This window comes from Comamonas suwonensis (assembly GCF_012844455.2).
GTDB classification, from domain to species: Bacteria; Pseudomonadota; Gammaproteobacteria; order Burkholderiales; family Burkholderiaceae_C; genus Comamonas; species Comamonas suwonensis.
On sequence record NZ_JABBCQ020000004.1, the window covers coordinates 224355 to 241579 of the forward strand.

The following is a 17225-nucleotide window of genomic DNA, read 5'->3' on the forward strand; positions in this document are numbered from 1 at the left end:
ATGCATCCAACAAGCAACGCATTTTTTCGTTTCTAAAAGGGAGACAAACCAAATGAAACTTCGTACCTTCCTCGCCTCCGCCGTGGCTACGGCTGCCGCTCTGGCTTTCGCATCGCCCATGGCCATGGCACAGACCAAGTACAAGAGTGAATACCGCATGTCGCTGGTGCTGGGCACGGCCTTCCCCTGGGGTAAGGGTGGCGAGCTGTGGGCCGACAAGGTGCGCGAACGCACGCAAGGCCGTATCAACATCAAGCTCTACCCCGGCACATCGCTGGTGCAGGGCGATCAGACGCGCGAATTCTCCGCACTGCGCCAGGGCGTGATCGACATGGCCGTGGGCTCGACCATTAACTGGTCACCCCAGGTCAAGTCGCTGAACCTGTTCTCCATGCCCTTCCTCTTCCCCAACTTCAAGGCCGTGGATGCCGTGACCCAGGGCGAAGTGGGCCAGGAAATCTTCACGACGCTGGAAAAAAGCGGCGTTGTGCCACTGGCCTGGGGTGAGAACGGCTACCGTGAAATCTCCAACTCCAAGCACGCCATCAAGACGCCTGCCGACTTGAAGGGCATGAAGATCCGCGTCGTCGGCTCACCCCTGTTCCTGGACACCTTCACCGCACTGGGCGCCAACCCCACGCAGATGAGCTGGGCCGATGCCCAGCCCGCCATGGCCAGCGGCGCCGTGGACGGCCAGGAGAACCCGATTGGCGTCTACATGGCCGCCAAGCTGCAGTCCGTGGGCCAGAAGCACCTGACCATGTGGGGCTATATGAACGACCCGCTGATCTTCGTCGTCAACAAGGATGTGTGGGCCAGCTGGACGCCTGCTGACCAGGCCATCGTCAAACAAGCCGCGCTGGACGCAGCCAAGGAAGAAGTCGCCATCGCCCGCAAGGGTCTGGTTGAGGCCGACAAGCCCTTGCTCAAAGACCTGGCCGGTCTGGGCGTGACCGTTACCACACCCAACGCCGCCGAGCGCGAAGCCTTTGTGAAGGCCACCCGCCCGGTGTTCGACAAGTGGAAGAGCCAGATCGGCGCACCTCTGGTGGACAAGGCCGAAAAAGCCATCGCTGCCAGCCAGAAGTAATTTCCCCCTGAACCGCTTTGCGGCTTCCCCCTGAGGGGGACGGCGCCTTCGCCGCGAGGCGGCTCTTGCTCGCCACCCCTGACCTGCGCCGCGCCAGTTTCATCACGCCGCAGATAGTACAAATCCCCGCCCAGTTCACTGGAGCGGGGATTTTTTATGGCTATGAATATCAAAGCTGTCAGCGCCTGATATGGAATGATTTCAGAATCAAAACATATCAAACGCTTTATTTTTCATGCGCAAGCAGCTTTCAATTCAATAGCACTTAGATGGGCGACACCAAGGGCTTGCCATCCAGATGGCTGCGCATATTGGCGATGAACCGGTCCACAGAGTTCTGCACCGCCTCGGGCGACCAGCCCCCCACATGGGGCGTCAGCACTACCGAATCAAGGTCCATCAGCTCCGGCGGCGGCAACGGCTCGCTTTCGTACACATCCAGGCCGGCACCGGCCACACGGCCTTCGCGCACAGCTTCAGCCAGCGCCTGGGTATCGACCACCGAGCCGCGTGCGATGTTGACTAAAACGCCCTTTTCGCCCAACGCACTCAACACCTCGGCATTGATCAAGTGCTTGGTTCCGGCTCCGCCAGGCGTCGCCACCAGCAACACATCGGCCCAGGCAGCCAGCGCCAGCAGATCGCCGAAGTACTGATGGCTGACACCATCGCGTGGCTGGCGGTTGTGATAGCCGATGGACATGTCAAACGCTGCCGCACGCTTGGCGATTTTTGCGCCAATGGTGCCTAGACCCACGACCCCCAGACGCTTGCCAGAGACATTGGCTGGCAGCGGCATGGCCGAGCGCCAGATGCCTGCGCGCGTGGCCTTGTCCAGCTTGACGATGCCGCGGACGGCCGCAATCAGCAGGCCCATGGCGTGATCAGCCACGCACTCGTCATTCGTGCCCGCACCGTTGCCTACGGCAATGCCATGCGCCTTGGCATAGGCCACGTCAATGTTCTCGTAGCCCGCCCCCATGGCGCAGACCAGCGAAAGCTTGGGCATGCGCTGCATCTGCGCGGCGGACAAGCCCGTTGCGCCAATCGTGCAAACGCATTGCACGCGTGCGCCATGGGCGGCAATCGCTGCTTCGGCCTGATCGGCCTCGGGCGCGTAGATCACGTCAAAGTCGGGGAAGGTCTGCACCATCTGTTCAAGATGGGCAGGGACTTGCAAATTCAGAACGAGCAGGACTGGCTTCATGGCAGACAAAACGATCGCGAAGCGCTAAGCATTCGCAATCCGAAGAACGGTAGAAGCTGCATTGTGGAGCGCCTGGGCAAGCCATATCGCTCACACCAGCATTCACCCCGAAGTCTGCTGCTGAACTGGGGTCTCAGGCGGCTTGGCGGTCTTTGCCTTGCTGAAATAAGCCACCTCGCCCTTGGGCAAAATCCGCACCACCCGCCGCGACTGCAAAACAATGCATACCTGCTCCGGCGTCATTACCGGAGCAAGCACTGTCCCAATATGAGTGGCGATGACCTTCATCAGCCCATCGCGGCGAACGGGGCGATTGCTGGTCATTTTTTTCAACGACAGCTCTACCCGCTTGGCAATGTGACTAACGCTGTGTCTGGGTTTCGCGGCCACCGGTTTCACCACTTGGGGTTTGATCGCCGTCTTGGGCTTGATGACAGCCTTTTCTAAGGCAAGCACTGACAGTGCTGGTGCTTGCGCAGCATTGACCACAGACTCTGCAGAAGCTGCCCGTTGCACAGGGTCAGGACAGCGGTAACGCAGGTTACGGCCATCCACATCAAGCATCACCGTGCCATAAAGCTGCAGCACCCGGCAAGCCTTGCGCGCCAAATCTTGCCTGTCTGCTACAGGCTCTGTGATCAGCCCCTCCGTCAGCGTCAGCAATGCCTCCCAGCTCGCAGGGCGCTGATTCGCCGCCATCAGGCTCAAGGCATCCTTGGCTCGGAATGCAATGCGTGCAGAAGTGGGGTCAGCAACAAGCGTCGTCTCAACCGGCACAAGCTTGGGCCTGGACAGCGTTATGAGCACTTTTTTATCGACCGGAGCCGGCTTTTTCTTCTGAGCCTGAGCAGGCTTCACAACTGGCACGACAGGCGTTGCAGGAGTGGCCAGCGTGGGCGGCTTTCGGTACTCGCTGCGCGTGGCCTGGAAATCCAGCTTACGCGCATGCTCCAGCATGGGCTCGTAGCCCTTGTCGTTGGACACCACCACAAAGCGCGCATCAGGCTGCCTTGCCATCAAGTAGCCCGCGTAGTAGCTCAGCTGAAAATCCAGCGCGTTCTTGCCCGCGCCTGTGCGCTCTACCAGCGTCACGCTGTTCGCGCCATAGGCTCGTTTGTGTTGTTCCGCATCCACCCGCTGCGCCGGTGCGTGAAACAGCCAGACATCTGTTCCGTCAGGCAGCAGCTTCTTTAGCGCCTCTGCATCCGGGCTCACATTCTCGCAATCCACCAGCAGGTGAACTTTGGGGCACGAAGGCAGCAATTCCGGCAGCTTAGCAGGGTGCTTCTGCGCATTCTTGATGAGCTTTTTCTCCACCGCCTCTTCAAGATCAATTCCTGTGCGATCGGCAATCTGCAGCAGGTATAGAAACACGTCCGCGATTTCATCAGAGACCTTTTCCCGGTCTGCAGGTTCTTGGGTCAAGGTATGGGATTGCTCTGTCGTCAACCACTGAAAAATCTCCAGCAGCTCGGCAGACTCCACCATCAAGGCCATCGCCAGATTCTTGGGCGAATGAAAAGACTGCCACTCTCTGGATGCTGCAAAGTCGCGCAATCTTTTCTGCATGGCCTTGATGTTCATACCTGCATCTCCCTCTCTTTATTGAACTTTATGCAACGCCTTCAGGCGTCCGTCACCTCAGCTGCGTTCTGCATATTCCACATGCTGGCGTAGCGCCCGCCTGCAGCCAGCAACTCGTCATGCGTGCCTCGCTCGATGATGCGGCCGCTGTCCATGACCAGAATTTCATGCGCCTCCACCACGGTGGACAAGCGGTGCGCAATCACCAGCGATGTCTTGCCTTGCGCAGCGCTGCGCAGCTCATTTTGAATGGCGCGTTCATTGGCACTGTCCAAGGCCGATGTGGCTTCATCAAAAATCAGGATAGGGGGATTTTTCAGCAACGTGCGAGCAATCGCCACGCGCTGCTTTTCACCGCCTGAGAGCTTGAGGCCGCGTTCACCCACGCGTGTTTCATAACCCTGCGGCGTGGCCTGAATAAAGTCGTGAATACGCGCGGCCTTGGCTGCGGCGACGACCTGATCGTGTGAAGCACCGGGCTGGCCGTAGGCGATGTTGTACTCCACCGTATCGTTGAACAGCACGGTGTCCTGCGGCACGATGCCTACCGCACGGCGCACACTGGTTTGGGTCACATCGCGAATATCTTGGCCAGCAATACGCACATGTCCAGCCTGCACGTCATAGAAGCGGAACAACAGACGCGCCAGCGTGCTCTTGCCCGAGCCAGAGGGTCCCACCACAGCCACCGTTTTTCCCGCCGGAATCGTGAAGTTCACATCGTGCAAGATAGGACGCGCTGGGTCGTACGCAAACTGCACGTTTTCAAACCGCACTTCAGGCGGTTGATCATTCAGCGGCAGCGGCTGTGCGTTGGGAGCATCAGCCACTTCGCGGTCTTGATCCATCAGCGTGAACATGCGGTTCAGATCGGTCAGACTCTGCTTGATTTCGCGGTAGATAACGCCCAGGAAATTGAGCGGAATATAGAGCTGAATCATGAAGGCGTTGATCATGACCAGATCACCTAAGGTCAGGCGACCATCGACCACACCTTGCGTGGCACGCCACAAAATAGCGACCAGCGCAGTACCAATGATGAGCTGCTGTCCTGCATTGAGCATGGACAGCGTGGTCTGACTCTTCAGCCGCACGCGGCGCAGCTTTTCCAGGTTTTCGTCGTAGCGGGCAGATTCAAACTCTTCGTTGTTGAAGTACTTGACGGTCTCGTAGTTCAGCAGCGAATCAATGGCTTTGGTATGCGCTGCAGACTCCTGTGCATTGGCTTCCTTGCGAAAGCGCGTGCGCCATTCGGTCACCGTGACGGTGAAGGTGATGTAGAACACCAGCGCTGCCAGCGTAATGATGGCAAACCAGGCATCAAAACGCACCGCCAGGATACCCAGCACCAGCCCCATTTCAATCAGCGTGGGCAGGATGGAGTACAGCGAGTACGAGATCAGCGATTCCGTGCTGCGCACGCCGCGCTCGATATCGCGTGTCATGCCGCCGGTCTGACGCTCCAGATGAAAGCGCAGGCTTAACGCATGGAGATGCTGAAAAGTCGAAAGTGCAATCGATCGCGACGTGCCCTGCGTGGCCTTGGCAAAGACCAGATCGCGCAACTCGGTAAACATGGTGGTGGAAAAGCGCAGCAGACCATAGGCCAGCAGCAGCCCCACGGGCACAACCAGCACTGCCTGCGCCTGACCGGGCTTGATGTCCAGCGCATCGACCAGATGCTTAAGCAGGACTGGCACGCCCACATTGGCTAGTTTGGCGCCCAGCATGAACAGCAGCGCCGCCAGCACGCGCCACTTGTATTGCAGGATGTAGGGGAGAAGACGGCGCAGCGTGGCCGAGTCGGGATTGGGTGCCGCTACTGCGGCTTCTTCAGGGGTTGTATGTGGCCGTGAACGCATTGTGGGGAGGTATCGCCTTGCAGGCAGTCTGAAGCGCGGTAAAAGGCTTCTATTTCTATGACGGGAATGGGATCGCCTGCGAATTCTGCCTGCCCCGTTACTTTTCCGCCAATCAAGCCCAAGGTAAACGGCTGCAGCAGTGTCCTGTCATAGTGACCCGGCCCGCAGGCCATGAAGAACGATGCATCGCGCGGCCAACCCCAGAACACCTTGGGACTGAGTTCTGCATACAGCATGACCACGCAGTCGCGCCCTCCTTTAACGGCCTCGATCGTGCGCAAACCTCCACCCCAGCAAACGCGCTGCCCCTTTGCGCTGGCAGCCAGTGCTTGCGTGGGAACGAGTGCCGAAAATGCCCCCTCCTGAGCCTCTTCGTCCGTCAATCGATCAGGATGGCAGGATGTCTGCTCGGCTATGCCGCTCAAGCCTTGCAACGGCTGCGATACAGAATCGTTTTTCTGATCGGATACAACGGGAGAAATGCCGCAGCCCGCCAGCACTAAGCACAAAACCCCATACATCGACCACGAAAGCAGATTCATAGTTACCACCTACTCACTTTCCTGAACCGGCGTCATTGGTATTTCCCAACAACATAGTAGAAACCCGAAGTTGAAGCACAATTCCACCTTTACCTCTGTGCCTGCGACATCCATGCCACCTCGTCCCAACCTCCCCCCTCAGCCTTTGCCCGAAGACAAGGAGCTGGTTCTCAAAGTCGTCCCCATGCCTGCCGATGTCAATGCCAATGGCGACATCTTTGGTGGCTGGGTCATGGCTCAGGTGGACTTGGCAGGTTCGGTGCTGCCCCAGCGTATCAGCCACACCCGCATGGTGACGGTAGCCGTCAACGAATTCATCTTCAAGCAACCGGTGCGCGTGGGCGACATTCTGTCCTTCTACGCCGGTGTGCTGCATGTGGGCCGTACTTCGGTCACGGTGAATGTGGAAGTGTTTGCCGAACGTTTCTCGGATCAGGGCAAGTTCGTCAAAGTCACCGAGGCCCGCCTGACCTATGTGGCCATTGATGCCACCGGCAAGCCACAGGCCCTGCCCGATACCGAACAGACCCGTGCATGGCGCGAAGCCATTCAGTCGCAGGAGCAGAGCGCGCCTCAGAAACGCTGAGTCCTCTCTTCATGGCACAAAAAAAGCGACTCAATGAGTCGCTTTTTTCATGGGCTGTGCGCGGAATTTCAGGCAACGGCGGCGATGCCTGTTGCCTCTGCCGTGCTGGCGACCGCGCTCAAAGGGCTGGTGCTGAGCGTGCTGATGGATTTGCCCCGGCTGCTGCTGGTAGCACTTGCGCTGCTGGCTGCGGCTGAAAAGCCTGTACCGGCTTCGATCTGGCCTGTCAGCTCACCGCCCTCTTCGATCACAACCTTGCCGTAACGAATCTTGCCGCTGACCTTGCCGGAACCATAAATCACCAGCTTCTCGCGCACAGTCAACGAGCCATCAAAGCGGCCGTGAATTTCGGCGATGTCAATTTCTGCCGTGCCGTGAAAGGCACCGTTCTCGGCAATCCTGATGACGCGGGAGTTCATGGTCGCCTCAACCGTGCCTTCAACCACCAGAGTGTCGCAGTCGGTAATTTCCACGCCCTTGAGCTTGATGTTGGGGCCCACGGTGAGCTGGCTGCCACCCGTTGCCTCCGTCACAGGAGCGGCAGGCGGCGTTGCCGGGCGCATATTGCTGGAGGGCTGCACACCCAGTCCAGAGCTGTTCAAAGTACCTGCCGAAGGAATCCCTGTTGCGGAATTGCGGGAAGAAAAAGTATCGTTTTCGCGTTTACCAAAGAACGGGTTTTGCACAGCCATGGCAGGAGCCTCCTTGTCAGAAAACGCCGATCCTACGCAGCATCAATGGCTATATTTGCCGTTATCTCGCAAGAACAGTAAGCAAAGCTTTCACAAGTTTCAGTTACTTGCATGCATTGCTTCATCTCACACCATGCAATATTTGGCTGCATACTGGCAAGCGTTCACTTGCCTGTTTTTAAGGCATTTCAGACCTCTAGCCCAAGACTGGAGAGCGCAGCGCGCTCTCTTTTCAGGAGAAACTCAAGAAACGATATAGGCCGCTGTACCAGTGGACAGCAGTTCGCCATCGGCAGACAGAAACTCCATCTGGGTATTGGCAACACGTGAGCCCAGGCGGATCACCTTGGCGGTGAGCAAGAATTCCTTCCCAATACCGGGGCGCAGATAGTCGACACGCAAGTCGATCGTGCCCAGCCGGGAAAAGCGCTGCAGACGCTGCATGGGCGTGTCATCCATATGGCGGGCAGCAATAGCGGCCATGACTGCCAGACCGCCCATTGAGTCCAGTCCCGCGCTGATAACGCCGCCATGAATGCGCTCATAGGCCGCATGCCCTATCAATTCAGGCCGCATGGCGATATGGCCATGCACCAAGGCTGGTGAAATTTCACCGATCTTGAGGCCTATGGTCTGATTGAAGGCCACGCGCTTTTCAAAAATCTCGTGCAAACCGGCGAGAAATTCAGGCTCGAACTGAACAATCTCTGCCTGAGTATTCTTGCGACTCTTAGCAGCAAGTGAAACCTGAGTTGTCATGGATTCGCTTTCAGAGCAAAGAAAAAAGAATCGCCCAGCAACGGGCGATTTTCAGATCAGCACTTGCTGAAGTCAGGGTGACGCTTTTGACGAAAACACCTCCCATCGCTTCGCTCACGCCAGCTTCACTGGCGTGGATTTCAGTACTTGCTGAAATCCGGGTGGCGTTTTTCCATAAAAGATGTCAGCGCTTCTTTGGCGGCAGGCTCACGCAGCATGCGGGCGAAGACAGCGCCTTCTTCCGCAATGCGCTCGCTCACCGCCTTGGCCTGGCCGCCCTTCATCAGACGCTTGGTTTCGATCAGCGAAGACAGGGGCTTGCGCGCCAGCTTCTTGGCCTGAGCCTGCGCCACGCCATTGCATTCGTTAGGCGGCACCACGCGATTGACCAGACCCACTTCCAGTGCGGCTTCAGCCATGAAGGGCTCGCCCAGCAGCAGCGCCTCGGCCGCTCGGTGGTAGCCCAGCATTTGCGGCAGCAACAAGCTGGATGCGGCTTCGGGGCAGACACCCAGGTTGATGAAGGGCAGCGAGAAGGCCGCGTTGTCACCCGCATAAACCAGGTCGCAATGCAGCAGCAGCGTTGTACCAATGCCTACTGCCGGGCCACAGACGGCGGCAACCAGTGGCTTGGGGAAGGCCGAGACTTCCTGCAGAAAACGCCACACCGGGGCATCAGCCCCCATGGCACCGGGGGTCGATGTTTGCTTAAGGAAGTCAGCAATATCGTTGCCCGCGCTGAAGATGGCGATATCACCCTGGAACACCACCACGCGCACGCCCGCATCGGTCTTGGCCGATACCAGCGCATCTGCCATCTGCGTGTACATGGCTTCAGTGAAAGAGTTTTTCTTTGCTGCGCGGTTGAAGGTGATGGTGCAAACGCCCTCTTCGGTGTGCACCAGAATGTCCTGGGAATCCTGGGTATTGCTCATGGTCTTGCCTTATCGAATGGTGGATCGGTCGCCGGATTCGGCGCCTTATTCCTTGTAATAAACAATCTGGTGGCTGGTGGCCAGCATCTGGCCAGACTGGCTCCACAACTGGGCTGTCTGGTCAAAAAAGCCGTTGCGGAACTCCTGCCCGCGCGCCTGCGCCAGCAGCAGGTCATCGCCCACAGCGGCCAGCTCCTCACGCCCGGCATGAAAGTACACGGTGATGGACACCGTGCCCGCCGGAACGCGTTTGGCGCGGCGCAGCCACGCCCGCGGAAAGAACACGTCAGAGACCGCAGCCAGCGACGCAAAATCCAGCGGACGCGGCGGATTGTCTCTCACCCACAGCTGCGTCAGAGAGTCGCGCTCTGAGCCGTCTTCCTCTTTAGGCAAAATACCGTGCACAAAACGCATCTCATAGCGGGCGAGCCACTCAACACCTTTGAATAGTGGCGGTACACGCTCAAACTCTGCCGCTGGCTTGACGGCGGGCATGGGCATATCGCTCACGCTCCAGGTCTCGCGGCGCACAGCGGTTACGGCGGTGGCGGTGGTCACCACCTGCATCTTGCCGTCTGCGTCAGGCTGCAGCACGGTCAAAATCCAGTGCTGGGTCGAGCGGTTGGTGCGCACCGGGTTGGCATCAATCTCGAAAGCACCGGGACCGACCGCCGCAGCGTAATTGACGGTGATGGAGATCGGGTCCCCCAGACATTGCGGGTGCTGCTGCATGGCCTGAACCAGGCTGGCAGCCGTGATGCCGCCATAGGGTCCGACCATGTTCCAGTAATCCGGCGATGCTTGCCCACGGTACTGATTGGGCACTCCCGTGGCAGTCAGGGCCACGGCACGATCAAAGGGGTGGAGGTCTGTGCTCATAGGTCTCAGTGTTGCCCAAGGGCAGGAATGAAGGCCGTCAAACAGGTGACTCTTACGGCCTAAACAAGGGTTTGCCAGGGCTTCGATCACCCACGCGCCAGCTCTGCAGCAATGGCAACAGGGGCCGCCACAGTAGCTCAGCCATCTCTTCTCTGAAATACCCCAGATGGCCTATGCGCCCTGCTGGAGCCAGCGCCGCGCTCACATGCTCCAGCGTGCTGGGCGCACTCTGGTACCAGCCCACCAGCGACTGCACGCTGGCCAGTGACATCATTTCGTCGTCTTCCATATATAAAGCGTGCAGCGGGTAGTGGGCGGCGGCATAGGCATCGGCCACCCATTCGCCTTCAATGCCCATGGCGTAACGCGGATTCATGCACCAGCGCCGCCATTGCCAGAGCACGCCTGCAGGCAAGTCACCGACCATACCCAGCTTGCGCCCCGGAAATGAGCCGTACAGCCAAGTCGCCAGCGGCGCCACGCCCCACCAAAAAAGTCGAATAACGCGTTTGGTGGGTGCAGCGTTATCGCGCCAGTAACCGCTGCCGCTGGCCACGGAAAGCAGGCCGTTGATGGGCAAAGGCGTTGCAGCCAGACCCGGCAGCTGCGAGCCCACGCTGTGGCCAATCCAGATCAGGGCTTGATCGGGAAACTGGCTTTTAAGCTGCGCGGCAACCCGCTCGCAATCCTTGGCCCAGTCCAGCAGATCGGCCTTGGCCTCGCGCAGAGGTCCTTGCAGCGAGAGGCCATGGTCGCGGTAGTCAAACGTGGTCACGCCGTAGCCCTGCTCTGCCAGCCAGCGCGCAAAGGGCTGGTAATAGCTTTGCTGCACGCCCATGGCAGGGGCCACAACCACTTGCGCCTGCGCCGTGGCTGTCGTGGGTTGACATTGGCGCAGCACCAGATGGGCCGGACCGACGGAGATGGGCAAGTTCATCTCCGTCCATTGCACTGCAGGCTGCGGAGTGGTCTGCATCAAATGCCTGCGCCGCTTAAACGCGCTCGAAGATGCCGGCTGCGCCCTGGCCCATGCCCACGCACATGGTCACCATGCCGTACCTGAGCTGCTTGCGGCGCAGCGCGTGCACCACGGTCGCCGCACGAATCGCACCCGTCGCACCCAGCGGGTGGCCCAGTGCAATCGCGCCGCCCATGGGATTGACCTTGCTGGGATCGAGATTGAGCGTATTGATCACCGCCAGAGACTGGGCTGCAAAAGCCTCGTTCAGCTCAATCCAGTCCATGTCGTTCTGGCTGAGACCGGCATAACGCAGCGCGGCAGGGATGGCCTCAATCGGGCCAATGCCCATGATCGAGGGCGGAACACCTCTGCTCGCATAGCTCACAAAGCGCGCCAGCGGCGTCAGGCCAAAACGCTTAACGGCATCGCCACTGGCCAGAATCAGTGCACCTGCACCATCGCTGGTCTGCGAGCTATTACCTGCCGTGACCGAGCCACGCGCCGCAAACACGGTGCGCAACTTGGCCAGACCTTCGATGCTGGTATCTGGGCGCGGGCCTTCATCCAGGCTCACGGTGCGGGTGCTGATAACAGGCTCACCAGTGGCAATGTTCAGCGTGCGGTCTGTCACTTCAATCGGCGTGATTTCGTCAGCGAACTCGCCCGCCTGCTGGGCTGCAATGGCGCGGCGATGCGACTCCAGCGCAAACGCGTCCTGCGCTTCGCGGCTGACATTCCACTGCTGGGCCACCTTCTCGGCCGTCAGGCCCATGCCATAGGCAATGCCTACATCTCCATCGCGCTCGAATATGGTGGGCGACAGGCTGGGCGAATTGCCCATCATGGGCACCATGCTCATGCTTTCCACACCGGCGGCAACCATCACATCGGCCTCGCCCACACGAATACGGTCAGCGGCCATGGCCACGGCAGATAAACCCGAGGCACAGAAGCGGTTGACGGTAATGCCGCCAATGCTGGTGGGCAGCCCCGCCAGCACCGCGCCAATGCGCGCCACATTCAGGCCTTGCTGACCTTCAGGAATGGCGCAGCCGCAAATGATGTCTTCAATGGCCTTGGGGTCTAGGCCGGGAACCTGAGCCAGCGCTGCTTTCAGCGTGGTGGCCAGCAGATCATCAGGGCGGTAGTTACGAAACACGCCCTTGTGCGAACGACCAATGGGCGTGCGCGTTGCGGCAACGATGTAGGCGTCTTGTACTTGTTTCATTTTTGAATCTCCTCGCTTCGCCTTAGTTGCGCACCGGCTTGCCGGTATTGAGCATGCCCAAGATACGTTCATGGGTCTTGGGATGAGCAATCAAATGGCAGAAAGCCTTGCGCTCCAGCTTCATCAGATAGGCCTCATCCACCAGCGTTCCGGCATCCACATCGCCGCCGCACACCACGTTAGCAATCATTCCTGCGATGTACTGGTCAAACTCGCTGATAAAACCGCCATCGCGCATATTCACCAGCGATCCCTTGATGGTGGCCTGACCGCTGCGGCCCGCCACGGGGAAGCTGCGCTTGAGCGGTGCGCGCCAGCCGCTGGCGGCCATAGATTTGGCTTCGTTGATGGCCACAAACAGCACTTCATCTTTGTGGGCCACCACGATGTCGCTTTCCAGCAGATAGCCAAGCTTGCGTGACTCCAGTGCGCTGGTGCCCACCTTGGCCATGGCGGCTGCGGTGAAGCCTTCGGTGAGGAAGGGCAGCAAATCCTTGCCTGTGCTGGTCGCAGAATTTTCGGCAGCGCGGCGGGCGATATAGGTCAGGCCGCCTGCGCCGGGCACCAGGCCCACGCCGACTTCTACCAAGCCGATGTAGCTTTCCATATGCGCCACGCGGCGGGCCGAATACACGGCCATTTCACAGCCCCCGCCCAGAGCCAGCCCGTGAATGGCCGACACCACTGGTACCTGTGCATAACGCAGGCGCAGCATCAGGTTTTGCAGCTCTTGCTCGATGCTTTCGATGGCGTCTGCGCCGCCAATCACAAAGGCGGGCATGGTGGCTTCAAGGTCAGCCCCCACGCTGAAAGGCGAATCGCCCGACCAGATGACCATGCCATCAAAGTCGCTCTCAGCCGTATCCACTGCTTCCATCAGCCCTTCCATGACTTCGGGGCTGATGGCGTGCATCTTGTTCTTGATGCTGGCGATCAGAACCCGCTTACCGGAGGGACCTTCAGAACCATCGTCGAGTGTCCAGGTACGCAGCGCCTTGGTTTCAGCAATCGTGGTGCCAGCGGTCTGCCAGTCAGGCAGGTTGGTTTCGCCCAGCAGCTTTTCAGGGAAGATCTGGCGTTCGTACACCGGCAGCACGCGGCGCGGCACAAATTGGGCCTGAGATGCGCTCCACGAACCATTGCCCGTGTGCACGCCACCGGCTTCAGCCACCGGGCCTTCAAACACCCACTTAGGCAGCGGCGCCTTGCACAGCGCCTTGCCTGCATCAATATCTTCCTGAACCATCTTTGCCACATCCAGCCAGCCAGCGTCTTGCCACAGCTCGAACGGGCCTTGCTGCATGCCATAGCCCCAGCGCATGGCCTGATCCAGATCGCGTGCGCAGTCGGCAATATGCTCCAGATGCACGGCAGCGTAATGGAAGCTGTCGCGCAGAATGGCCCAGAGGAACTGGCCTTCCTTACCTTCGGCATTGCGCAGCAGTTTCAGGCGTTCAGCTGCGGGCTTTTTGAGCATGCGGCCATACACCTCGTCGGCCTTGCCACCGGCTGGAATGTAGTCCTCGCTGGCCAGCTCGAACTGCATGGTTTCACGACCCACGCGCTTGTAAAAGCCCTGCTTGGTTTTATTACCCAAAAAGCCGAGGTCCAGCAGCTTTTGCAGCACCTTGGGTGTGCCAAAGTTAGCAAAGAAGGGGTCGCTTTGCTCGTTCAGGTTCTCCTGCATGGTCTTGATGACGTGGGCCATGGTGTCCAGGCCCACCACATCCGCAGTGCGGAAGGTACCGCTTGATGCACGGCCCAGCTTTTTGCCGGTGAGGTCATCGACCACATCAAAGTTCAAACCAAAATTCTCGGCCTGCTTCATGGTGGAAAGCATGCCCGCAATACCAATGCGGTTGGCGATGAAGTTGGGCGTGTCATGCGCGCGAACCACACCCTTGCCTAGCACCGCAGTCACGAAGGTTTCAAGCTGATCCAGCACTTCGGGCTGGGTCGTGGGCGTGTTGATCAACTCCACCAGCTGCATATAGCGCGGTGGGTTGAAGAAGTGAATGCCGCAAAAACGCGGCTTGATCGCATCGGGCAAAGCCTCGCTGAGCTTGGTGATGGACAGACCCGAAGTGTTGGAGGCCACCAGCGCATGCTTGGCAATGAAGGGGGCGACCTTGTGATACAGGTCCAGCTTCCAGTCCATGCGCTCGGCAATGGCTTCGATGACCAGATCGCAACCCTTGAGCAGCTTCATGTGCTCTTCGTAATTCGCGGGCTGAATCAGATCCACATCATCGGCCACACCAATGGGCGAAGGCTTGAGCTTTTTGAGATTGGCGATGGCGCGCTCTGCAATGCCGCTCTTGGAGCCTTCTTTGGCGGGCAGGTCAAACAAAATGACCGGCACCTTGACGTTGACCAGATGGGCGGCAATCTGCGCACCCATCACGCCCGCACCCAGCACGGCGACTTTTTTCACATTGAATCGGGACATGAGCAATGTTCCATTAAGGGCCAGCTGCTGCTTAACCTAGCGTCAAGCAGCTTCAGCACTGGCTGTTTTGTCTTGAGATTTATTGAACGCGGACCCAGGTCTGCGTGCGCCAGAAGGGGCCGATGGAGCCGCGTACTTCCAGCTTTTTGCCGTCTTCGATGGGCGTCAGCCGCACGGTGTAGGTCTTGCCGTTTTCGGGGTCGAGAATCTTGCCGCCCTCCCAGACTTCCTTGCCCTCGGCCTTTTTGACGCCGCTGATCAGCGTCATGCCCACCATGGGCTTGTCTTTCAGCTCGTCCTTGCACTCGGTGCACAGCTGATTGGGGTCAGCGCCTTTGCGCAGCAGTGCCTCAACCTTGCCGGAGACGATGCCCCCCGCTTCGGTGATCTTCACCTGCGCCTTGGGCGTGTTTTCTTTCTCGTCCATGCTGCGCCAGGTGCCTAGGGGCGACATCTGCGCCAATGCAGTGGACATGCCACCCGCTACCAAAACAAGAGCTGTCAGCGCTTTAATTTTCTTCATTTCCAAGTCCTTTAATATTAAAACAAGGGATGAATCAGCGCATGCAGCTACGCTTTCAATAGCGAGGCTGCATGGCTTGTGGAGCTTCAGGCCAGAGCGGCTTCGGTGTCCATCAGCGACTGGCTGCCAGCGCGGGCGGTGCGCATCAGCGTCAATGTTTCGGGGAACAGCTTGGCAAAGTAGAAACGCGCCGTCTGCAGCTTGCCCAGATAGAAGGGGTCGGCATTGCCAGCAGCAATTTCGCGCAGCGCCACCTGCGCCATGCGGGCAAACAGGTAGCCAAAGACCAGGTGACCGGCCACGCGCAGATAGTCCACAGATGCAGCGCCCACGTCGTCGGGGTTTTGCATGCCCTTGAAACCGATTTCGGTGGTGAACTTGGTCATCTGGTCGCCCAGCATGGCGATGGGCGTGATGAACTCGCTCATCTTTTCATTGACGCCCTCTTCCTCCACCAGCTTGGCGATCAGCTTGCCAAACTTCTTGAGCGTGGCGCCCTGATTGCCCAGGATCTTGCGACCCAGCAAATCCAGCGCCTGCACGCCGTTGGTGCCTTCGTAAATCATGTTGATGCGGTTATCGCGCACAAACTGCTCCATGCCCCACTCGGTGATGAAGCCGTGGCCGCCATAGACCTGCTGGCACATGGTGGTGGAGATCCAGCCGTTGTCGGTGATGAAGGCCTTGACGATGGGCGTGAGCAGCGCGACCAGCTCGGCGCTGTCTTTGCGCACTTTTTCGTCAGGGTGGTTCAGTTCGGTATCAATCAGCAGTGCGCTGAAGGTGGACAGCGCACGCCCCCCCTCGGCATAGGCCTTGGCTGTCATCAGCATGCGGCGCACATCGGGGTGCACGATGATGGGGTCCGCTGCCTTGTCTTTGGCCTTGACGCCAGACAGGGATCGCATCTGCAGCCTGTCCTTGGCATAGGCCAGCGCGTTCTGGAAGGCCACTTCGGTCAGGCCCAGCGACTGGTTGCCCACGCCCAGACGGGCGGCGTTCATCATCACAAACATGGCTTGCAGACCCTTGTTGGGCTCACCCACCATGGTGCCGATGGCTCCATCGATATTGATCTGCGCCGTGGCATTGCCGTGGATGCCCATCTTGTGCTCCAGCGCACCGCAGAAGATGGGGTTGCGTTCACCCAGGGAGCCATCGGCCTTGATCAGGAACTTGGGCACCACAAACAGGCTGATGCCCTTAGAGCCCACAGGCGCATCAGGCAGGCGGGCCAGCACCAGATGCACGATGTTTTCGGTGAAGTCGTGCTCACCTGCGGAGATGAAAATCTTGTTGCCGGTGATCTTGTAAGTGCCATCGGCCAGCGGCTCAGCCTTGCTACGCAGCAGGCCCAAATCGGTGCCGCAATGCGACTCGGTCAGGCACATAGTGCCTGTCCACTCACCGCTGGTCAGCTTGCCCAGATAGGTCTTTTTCTGCTCGGGTGTACCGTAGGCATGCAGGGCTTCATAAGCACCGTGGGACAGGCCGGGGTACATGGTCCAGGCCTGATTGGCGCTGTTGAGCATTTCATACAGTGCCGAATTCAGAACCATGGGTAGGCCCTGACCGCCGTATTCGGGGTCGCAGGACAAGGCAGGCCAGCCACCTTCCACAAACTGGGCATAGGCTTGCTTGAAGCCTTTGGGCGTAGTCACCTCATGCGTGGCCTTGTCCAGCGTGCAACCCTCGGCATCGCCGCTGATGTTCAGCGGAAAGGTCACATTGGCCGCAAACTTGCCAGCCTCTTCCAGCACCGCATTGATGGTGTCTACATCCACCTCGGCGTGCGTGGGCATCTGCTGATAAGACTCAGCGACCTTGAAGACCTCATGCATGAGGAATTGCATATCACGCAGTGGCGGGTTGTAGCTGGGCATGTGTCGTCTCCTGAGGTAGTTTCGCGTTGGATAGGGTTGCTAGAT

General features: G+C 59.0%; 15 protein-coding genes. 2 read left to right on the plus strand and 13 right to left on the minus strand.

All coding sequences use genetic code 11. The features are described from left to right. The first annotated feature begins 52 nt into the window (after positions 1 to 52). Positions 53 to 1090, plus strand: a complete 1038-nt coding sequence (locus HF327_RS06380; protein WP_169107443.1) for a DctP family TRAP transporter solute-binding subunit — start codon at positions 53 to 55, stop codon at positions 1088 to 1090. A 265-nt stretch (positions 1091 to 1355) separates the two neighbouring features. Here the strand turns inward: HF327_RS06380 and HF327_RS06385 are convergent, their stop codons facing one another. The 4 genes from HF327_RS06385 to HF327_RS21880 form a co-directional block, all read right to left on the minus strand. Next, positions 1356 to 2297: a 2-hydroxyacid dehydrogenase gene (locus tag HF327_RS06385; RefSeq protein WP_169107444.1), complete on the minus strand. Its 942-nt coding sequence runs from the start codon at positions 2295 to 2297 to the stop codon at positions 1356 to 1358. Positions 2298 to 2399: 102 nt separating this feature from the next. Continuing rightward, positions 2400 to 3881 carry a PIN domain-containing protein gene (locus HF327_RS06390; RefSeq protein WP_169107445.1) on the minus strand — a complete coding sequence of 494 codons (1482 nt, stop codon included), beginning with the start codon at positions 3879 to 3881 and terminating at the stop codon, positions 2400 to 2402. 41 nt (positions 3882 to 3922) lie between these two features. Further along, positions 3923 to 5743 (minus strand): ABCB family ABC transporter ATP-binding protein/permease, encoded by a 1821-nt coding sequence (locus HF327_RS06395; RefSeq protein ID WP_169107446.1) that lies wholly within the window; start codon positions 5741 to 5743, stop codon positions 3923 to 3925. After that, positions 5701 to 6285, minus strand: a complete 585-nt coding sequence (locus HF327_RS21880; protein WP_236024069.1) for a hypothetical protein — start codon at positions 6283 to 6285, stop codon at positions 5701 to 5703. Before HF327_RS21880 ends, HF327_RS06395 begins: the two co-directional genes overlap by 43 nt. Positions 6286 to 6397: 112 nt before the next feature. On the opposite strand from HF327_RS21880, the gene HF327_RS06405 reads away from it, so the two are divergent. Next, on the plus strand, positions 6398 to 6871 hold the full coding sequence (locus HF327_RS06405) for an acyl-CoA thioesterase (RefSeq protein WP_169107515.1): 474 nt from the start codon (positions 6398 to 6400) through the stop codon (positions 6869 to 6871). A 68-nt stretch (positions 6872 to 6939) separates the two neighbouring features. On the opposite strand, the gene HF327_RS06410 is transcribed toward HF327_RS06405, so the two are convergent. The 9 genes from HF327_RS06410 to HF327_RS06450 form a co-directional block, all read right to left on the minus strand. Further along, positions 6940 to 7563 carry a bactofilin family protein gene (locus tag HF327_RS06410; RefSeq protein WP_169107447.1) on the minus strand — a complete coding sequence of 208 codons (624 nt, stop codon included), beginning with the start codon at positions 7561 to 7563 and terminating at the stop codon, positions 6940 to 6942. Between the two features lie 243 nt (positions 7564 to 7806). Continuing rightward, positions 7807 to 8322 carry a thioesterase family protein gene (locus HF327_RS06415; RefSeq protein ID WP_169107448.1) on the minus strand — a complete coding sequence of 172 codons (516 nt, stop codon included), beginning with the start codon at positions 8320 to 8322 and terminating at the stop codon, positions 7807 to 7809. A 140-nt stretch (positions 8323 to 8462) separates the two neighbouring features. After that, positions 8463 to 9257 (minus strand): enoyl-CoA hydratase, encoded by a 795-nt coding sequence (locus HF327_RS06420; RefSeq protein ID WP_169107449.1) that lies wholly within the window; start codon positions 9255 to 9257, stop codon positions 8463 to 8465. Positions 9258 to 9302: 45 nt separating this feature from the next. Then, positions 9303 to 10136: an acyl-CoA thioesterase gene (locus tag HF327_RS06425; RefSeq protein WP_169107450.1), complete on the minus strand. Its 834-nt coding sequence runs from the start codon at positions 10134 to 10136 to the stop codon at positions 9303 to 9305. A gap of 52 nt (positions 10137 to 10188) precedes the next feature. Then, complete coding sequence (locus tag HF327_RS06430; protein WP_169107451.1) at positions 10189 to 11112, minus strand: alpha/beta hydrolase family protein; 924 nt, start codon at positions 11110 to 11112, stop codon at positions 10189 to 10191. A 16-nt stretch (positions 11113 to 11128) separates the two neighbouring features. Beyond that, entirely contained in the window at positions 11129 to 12325 is a 1197-nt protein-coding gene (locus tag HF327_RS06435) for an acetyl-CoA C-acyltransferase (RefSeq protein WP_169107452.1), read from the minus strand. A 22-nt stretch (positions 12326 to 12347) separates the two neighbouring features. After that, positions 12348 to 14774, minus strand: a complete 2427-nt coding sequence (locus HF327_RS06440) for a 3-hydroxyacyl-CoA dehydrogenase/enoyl-CoA hydratase family protein (protein WP_169107453.1) — start codon at positions 14772 to 14774, stop codon at positions 12348 to 12350. Positions 14775 to 14853: 79 nt separating this feature from the next. Further along, complete coding sequence (locus HF327_RS06445; RefSeq protein ID WP_169107454.1) at positions 14854 to 15297, minus strand: DUF2147 domain-containing protein; 444 nt, start codon at positions 15295 to 15297, stop codon at positions 14854 to 14856. An 86-nt stretch (positions 15298 to 15383) separates the two neighbouring features. After that, on the minus strand, positions 15384 to 17180 hold the full coding sequence (locus HF327_RS06450) for an acyl-CoA dehydrogenase C-terminal domain-containing protein (RefSeq protein ID WP_169107455.1): 1797 nt from the start codon (positions 17178 to 17180) through the stop codon (positions 15384 to 15386). Between the last annotated feature and the right edge of the window lie 45 nt (positions 17181 to 17225).

Bases quoted from the DNA above. Each gene is read 5' to 3' on its own strand.
- HF327_RS21880 (WP_236024069.1), bottom strand. From the start codon at position 6,285: ATGAATCTGCTTTCGTGGTCGATGTATGGGGTTTTGTGCTTAGTGCTG.
- HF327_RS06380 (WP_169107443.1), top strand. From the start codon at position 53: ATGAAACTTCGTACCTTCCTCGCCTCCGCCGTGGCTACGGCTGCCGCT.
- HF327_RS06425 (WP_169107450.1), bottom strand. From the start codon at position 10,136: ATGAGCACAGACCTCCACCCCTTTGATCGTGCCGTGGCCCTGACTGCC.
- HF327_RS06440 (WP_169107453.1), bottom strand. From the start codon at position 14,774: ATGTCCCGATTCAATGTGAAAAAAGTCGCCGTGCTGGGTGCGGGCGTG.
- HF327_RS06410 (WP_169107447.1), bottom strand. From the start codon at position 7,563: ATGGCTGTGCAAAACCCGTTCTTTGGTAAACGCGAAAACGATACTTTT.
- HF327_RS06390 (WP_169107445.1), bottom strand. From the start codon at position 3,881: ATGAACATCAAGGCCATGCAGAAAAGATTGCGCGACTTTGCAGCATCC.
- HF327_RS06450 (WP_169107455.1), bottom strand. From the start codon at position 17,180: ATGCCCAGCTACAACCCGCCACTGCGTGATATGCAATTCCTCATGCAT.
- HF327_RS06420 (WP_169107449.1), bottom strand. From the start codon at position 9,257: ATGAGCAATACCCAGGATTCCCAGGACATTCTGGTGCACACCGAAGAG.
- HF327_RS06385 (WP_169107444.1), bottom strand. From the start codon at position 2,297: ATGAAGCCAGTCCTGCTCGTTCTGAATTTGCAAGTCCCTGCCCATCTT.
- HF327_RS06430 (WP_169107451.1), bottom strand. From the start codon at position 11,112: ATGCAGACCACTCCGCAGCCTGCAGTGCAATGGACGGAGATGAACTTG.
- HF327_RS06445 (WP_169107454.1), bottom strand. From the start codon at position 15,297: ATGAAGAAAATTAAAGCGCTGACAGCTCTTGTTTTGGTAGCGGGTGGC.
- HF327_RS06415 (WP_169107448.1), bottom strand. From the start codon at position 8,322: ATGACAACTCAGGTTTCACTTGCTGCTAAGAGTCGCAAGAATACTCAG.
- HF327_RS06395 (WP_169107446.1), bottom strand. From the start codon at position 5,743: ATGCGTTCACGGCCACATACAACCCCTGAAGAAGCCGCAGTAGCGGCA.
- HF327_RS06405 (WP_169107515.1), top strand. From the start codon at position 6,398: ATGCCACCTCGTCCCAACCTCCCCCCTCAGCCTTTGCCCGAAGACAAG.
- HF327_RS06435 (WP_169107452.1), bottom strand. From the start codon at position 12,325: ATGAAACAAGTACAAGACGCCTACATCGTTGCCGCAACGCGCACGCCC.